Annotated in this window: 8 protein-coding genes; all 8 read left to right on the plus strand. The window is 37.6% G+C overall.

From position 1 onward, the window contains the following. Positions 1 to 312, plus strand: a 312-nt coding sequence (gene nusB, locus ACOVO2_RS08320; protein WP_421769514.1) for a transcription antitermination factor NusB, incomplete at its 5' end; no start/stop codon positions are given. Positions 313 to 390: 78 nt separating this feature from the next. Further along, on the plus strand, positions 391 to 711 hold the full coding sequence (locus tag ACOVO2_RS08325) for a YtxH domain-containing protein (protein ID WP_421769515.1): 321 nt from the start codon (positions 391 to 393) through the stop codon (positions 709 to 711). Between the two features lie 106 nt (positions 712 to 817). Then, entirely contained in the window at positions 818 to 1285 is a 468-nt protein-coding gene (locus ACOVO2_RS08330) for a DUF1573 domain-containing protein (protein WP_421769516.1), read from the plus strand. Between the two features lie 57 nt (positions 1286 to 1342). Then, positions 1343 to 1621 (plus strand): preprotein translocase subunit YajC, encoded by a 279-nt coding sequence (gene yajC, locus ACOVO2_RS08335; RefSeq protein WP_421769517.1) that lies wholly within the window; start codon positions 1343 to 1345, stop codon positions 1619 to 1621. A 111-nt stretch (positions 1622 to 1732) separates the two neighbouring features. Continuing rightward, a complete protein-coding gene (locus ACOVO2_RS08340) occupies positions 1733 to 2386 on the plus strand; it encodes a hypothetical protein (protein WP_421769518.1) in 654 nt (217 codons plus the stop codon). A 31-nt stretch (positions 2387 to 2417) separates the two neighbouring features. Continuing rightward, positions 2418 to 2723, plus strand: a complete 306-nt coding sequence (locus tag ACOVO2_RS08345; RefSeq protein WP_188768636.1) for a DUF721 domain-containing protein — start codon at positions 2418 to 2420, stop codon at positions 2721 to 2723. Positions 2724 to 2774: 51 nt separating this feature from the next. Next, positions 2775 to 3770: an ion channel gene (locus ACOVO2_RS08350; protein WP_421769519.1), complete on the plus strand. Its 996-nt coding sequence runs from the start codon at positions 2775 to 2777 to the stop codon at positions 3768 to 3770. Between the two features lie 90 nt (positions 3771 to 3860). After that, positions 3861 to 4775 carry a S66 peptidase family protein gene (locus tag ACOVO2_RS08355; protein WP_421769520.1) on the plus strand — a complete coding sequence of 305 codons (915 nt, stop codon included), beginning with the start codon at positions 3861 to 3863 and terminating at the stop codon, positions 4773 to 4775. The last annotated feature ends 211 nt before the right edge of the window (positions 4776 to 4986 follow it).

The following is a 4986-nucleotide window of genomic DNA, read 5'->3' on the forward strand; positions in this document are numbered from 1 at the left end:
ACTTTGTATCAGAAAAGTATTCTCGAAACCAAAGATTTAGAAGAAATTCTGATTCCGAAACTCAAAAACTGGGAAATTGAGCGTATCTCTATTACCGACCACATTTTATTGAAGATGGCAGTGGTAGAAATGCTGAATTATCCGAGTATTCCCGTGAAGGTTACGATAAACGAAATCATCGAAATTGCCAAAGATTATAGTACGCCAAAAAGTGGACAGTTTGTGAATGGTATTTTAGATGGTGTATCGAAAGACCTCAAAGAATCAGGCAAACTTCGTAAGAGCGGTAGAGGTATGTTGGATAATAAATAAAGTCCACTGTCGATAGTCGGCAGTTGATAGTAATGAAAAAATAATCAATTTAAAATCCCCCTTCAGGGGTTAGGGGCTATGAGCAATTCATCAAGAACTTTTATTGCATTTTTGGCTGGAGTAGCCACAGGAGCAGCCATCGGTGTTTTATATGCACCGGATAAAGGCGAAGTAACGCGTGATAAACTATCGTTCCGTTTATCGAAATACCGTGAACAATTGCAAAAATTCATTAATGACCTCATCGAAAGAGGCGATGAAGTAGCAATGGAAGTAGTTGGCGGCGATAGTTCGGCTAAGGCTGAAGGCCAAAAAGTAGTTAGCGAAGCTCGTCAGAAAGCTGAAAAACTACTCGAAGATGTAGAGTCTTTAATGAGCCAAATTAAATCAAAAAACTAACAGGATTTACAAGATTTTAAGATTGATAAGACTTTGAGAAACCTTGCATTTGTAAGATACCTCAAAGGAAATCACAATTAATTTCTAAAATATAATGGAATACGAAATGAAAAAAGTATTTTTAGCTCTCACAGCAACAATTATTTTGGCAGGAATGAATTTTTCTTGCAATTTGATTGATTCAAAAGGCCAAGCTTCATCAATGAGCAAAGAAGATTCGTTGGTGGCTGCTGCAAATGCTCCGGTTATACAATTTGAGGAAGAATCGTTTGATTTTGGTACAATCACCGAAGGAGATAGTGTGTCGCATACCTTCAAGTTTAAGAATGTCGGTAAAAGTCCTTTACAAATCAACGATGTACAAGTTCAATGTGGTTGTACGGTAGCATCAAAACCCGAAATGCCAGTTGGCGTTGGGCAGTCAGATCAAATAGTTGTGCGATTTAATAGCAAAGGTAAAGCAGGTACAAACAAGAAATTTGTGACGGTTTATTCTAATGCAAATCCTCCACAATCAGTACTTTCTTTTACTGCAATCGTAAAAGGTAATGATGCACCTGATATTACCAAATAGCCTTTAAAATATTATCAAAATTATTTAATACTAAATATTTAACCAAAACATAAAATAATGATTCTTTTACAGGCACAAGGCGGAAATGGAATGTTTTCGATAGTAATGATGGTCGGGATGATAGCAGTATTCTACTTCTTCATGATTCGCCCACAACAAAAAAAGACCGAAGACCAAAAGAAAATGGTTGAAGAATTGAAAGAAGGTGATGAAATCGTAACTTTTGGTGGAATGCACGGAAAAATTGTTTCTAAAGATGAAGCGACCATCACGATTTCTGCTGGTGGTGGTGCAAGATTGACTTTCGATAAAACAGCAATTGCAAGAAAAAAATAATAATAGCGGGCGGCGTTCCGCTCCATAGTCGATAGTCCACAGACCACAGTAAGAGGCATTCTACTCCAAAACTTTGTTTGCTATCGACTATGGTCTGTAGACTACCAACTCATGAATATTAAAACCTTAGTGCTGTGCTTTTTGGCGGCCTTTGTATTCTGGCTGCTAAACTCTCTAAACAAATCGGGGTATTCAGCAAAAATCAGTTATCCCCTCACCATCAAATATAACGACTCTCTTTATATATCAACTAAGCCTTTGCCAAAAAAATTAAACGTTAGTTTATCGAGTACGGGCTGGGATTTATTGCAGTATAATCTTTTCTCAAATGCAGTGCCATTGGTTTATGAAATTGATAATCCATTGAAAATTAAGAAGTTAGATAATAAAGCCTTGCTCGAATCACTCACTGATTTATTACAAAAACCAAAATTAAATTATATTTTGGCAGATACTAATACCTTACATTTTGAGCGAAAGCAAAAGAAAATTATTAAATTAAAGGTAGATAGTTTGGCTATCGATTTACAAAAAAACTTTGTAGTTTCGAGTTTGATAAATATTTCACCAAATCAGATAAGTCTTGACGGGCCAGAGTCTATCTTAAGGAATATTGATGATACTATTTATCTAAAAATTCCTGCAAAAAGATTAGCCACTAATTTTGATGATAAAATACTGATTCCTGTACCTAAAAATGGATTGGTAAAATCAAATATCGAAAAAGCTTTGGTAAGTTTTGAAGTTGGCGAATTATTAAAATAGTTTTGATTTAACGTAAAAAGCACCCAAAATCATGGCATCAGAAACCGCACGTCGTTCGCAAGCTACACCACTGAAAGATGCTATCGAAGCATTTCTGAAAACATTTGACCTAAAAACTCGTTTCAACGAAACCTATCTGATTGCGTTTTGGGGGCGAATGATGGGGCCAACCATTGCTTCCCGTACCAAAGAAATCTACGTAAAAAACAGAGTTTTATATCTCCGAATCGACTCTTCGCCACTTCGCCAAGAACTTTTTATGGCAAAAACCAAACTGCTCGACCTCATCAACAAAGACGTCGGCGAATCAGTAGTTGACGATGTAGTGTTTCTTTGAAAACTTTTTTATAGTAAAATTGTGTTTTCTGTTTAAAACTATCCTAACAGAATGCGGTCGAAGTCTGATTCGCACCACAATGTATTTATGAAGAAAAAAGATTCCCTCGTTGAAAAAGAACGCAATCGGCAAGATTTAGGCTTCGGCACTAAAATGACCGACCGCCAAACCCGCCTGATTACTGGCACAGGACAGTTTAATGTAAAGCGAGTTGGACAGTCATTTGAGGCTTGGCTCAATCTTTATAATCGCTTAATTACGGTTCGTTGGGGAACTTTTATTTTGCTCGTTCTCCTTGTTTATTTATTACTAAACCTCATTTTTGCTGGTTTATATTACCTGATTGGCGTCGAACATTTAGCAGGTGTCGATATGACCAATACCCATTCTCAATTTTGGGATGCCTTCTTTTTTTCGGCACAATCACTCACTACGGTTGGATATGGGCGAATTGCTCCCGTTGGTTTTGCTGCCAGCTTTGTAGCGGGTATTGAAGCCTTGAGTGGTTTAATGATGTTTGCTATCATTACAGGTCTATTGTACGGTCGTTTTTCTCGCCCGAACCCTCGAATTTTGTTTAGTCGAAATGCTATTATTGCTCCGTATCTCGATACCAATGCCTTTATGTTTAGAATGGCTAATGAAAAAAGTAACCAAATCATTAATATGAGTGTGAGTTTGGTATTCTCTAAAGTAGAAGAAAAAAATGGTGTTAGAAGCAGGCAATATTACAGCCTAACACTCGAACGCTCGAAAGTTAATTTTTTTCCTACCAACTGGACAATCGTTCATGCCATAACCGAAGACAGCCCACTTTATGGCGAAACCGCCGAGTCGCTTGCTGAATCAGATGCCGAATTTATGATTGCCACCGAAGGTATTGACGATACTTTTGCCGATGCGGTTCATAAGCGTCATTCATACTTTAATGATGAACTCGTTTGGGGGGCAAAATTCAAACCAATGCTCGAAAACGATGGTGAAGAAAGGTATATTTTAGATTTACGCAAAATACATGATTTTGACCTCGTATCTTTGAATCCTTAATTTTTTAAATTCTTACGAGAATCAACTCCGTGAAGCTCTGTGCGGGCGGCGTACCGCTTTTCCGTGCCTCCGTGGTAAAAAACTACAATAATGAACTCATTAATTTCTCCTCCGTACCTAAAAAAAGGCGATAAAGTAGCCATAGTTGCTCTTGCCAGCAAGTTAAATCCCGATGATATTCAGTCCGCCATAAACCTCATGCAAGAAAACTGGGGCGTAGAAGTTATCGTTGGTGAATCGGTAAGTGCATCGTATTTTAATTTTGCAGGAACAGACGAAATACGTTTGAGAGATTTTCAACAACAACTTGATAACCAAGAAATTAAAGCAGTTTTTTCAGCCAGAGGTGGCTACGGAAGTTCAAGAATCATTGATGCTGTTGATTTTACAGCATTTAAGAAAAATCCAAAATGGCTTATTGGTTTCTCAGATATTACGGCTGTGCATGGGCAGTTACAAGTGATGGGTTTCCAGAGTCTTCATGCACCCATGCCTAAAACGTTCATGCGAGATTATGATTCGGTTCAAAAACTCGAAGCATTTCTTTTTGGTAGAGAAATTGACTACACCATTCCATCAAAGTCAATCAATAAGATAGGAGCAGGAGCAGGGCAAATTGTAGGTGGAAATCTTTGTATTTTAGCTCATCTAATCGGCTCAAAATCAGAAGTAGATACCGATGGTAAAATTTTGTTTATCGAAGATATTTCAGAGTATCTCTACAACATCGACCGCATGATGGTTCAACTAAAACGTGCAGGCAAGCTCAGAAACTTAGCGGGCCTGATTGTTGGAGATTTTTCGGATGTAAAAGAAAATGACGAGCCGTTTGGTAAAACTTTCTACGAAATCATCGCCGAACATACGGCCGAATATAATTATCCGATTTGTTATGATTTCCCTGTTGGTCACGAAGCCATAAACTGGACAATACCCTGTGGAAGATTTGCTTCTTTGAGTATTGATAGTGAGGTAGTTAGATTGCAGTTTGCACAAGAAATATGATAGTAAACATATAGTTTTTCGGTGATAGACTGAACTAAAAACCACCGAAAAACTATCTCAGAATATTCAAATCAAACTCAAAACCTTGTAGTACATTTTCACCAGAAAGTTTTTTATCGAAGCCTTCTACGATTTGCACTTCGCCATTCTCTCGGTAGATATAAACAGTTTCAGTGCTTGGATTTATCAACCAACCTAATCTGCAACCATT

Origin of the sequence: Emticicia sp. (genome assembly GCF_049241225.1) — a bacterium.
In the GTDB taxonomy this organism is placed as follows: Bacteria; Bacteroidota; Bacteroidia; order Cytophagales; family Spirosomataceae; genus Emticicia.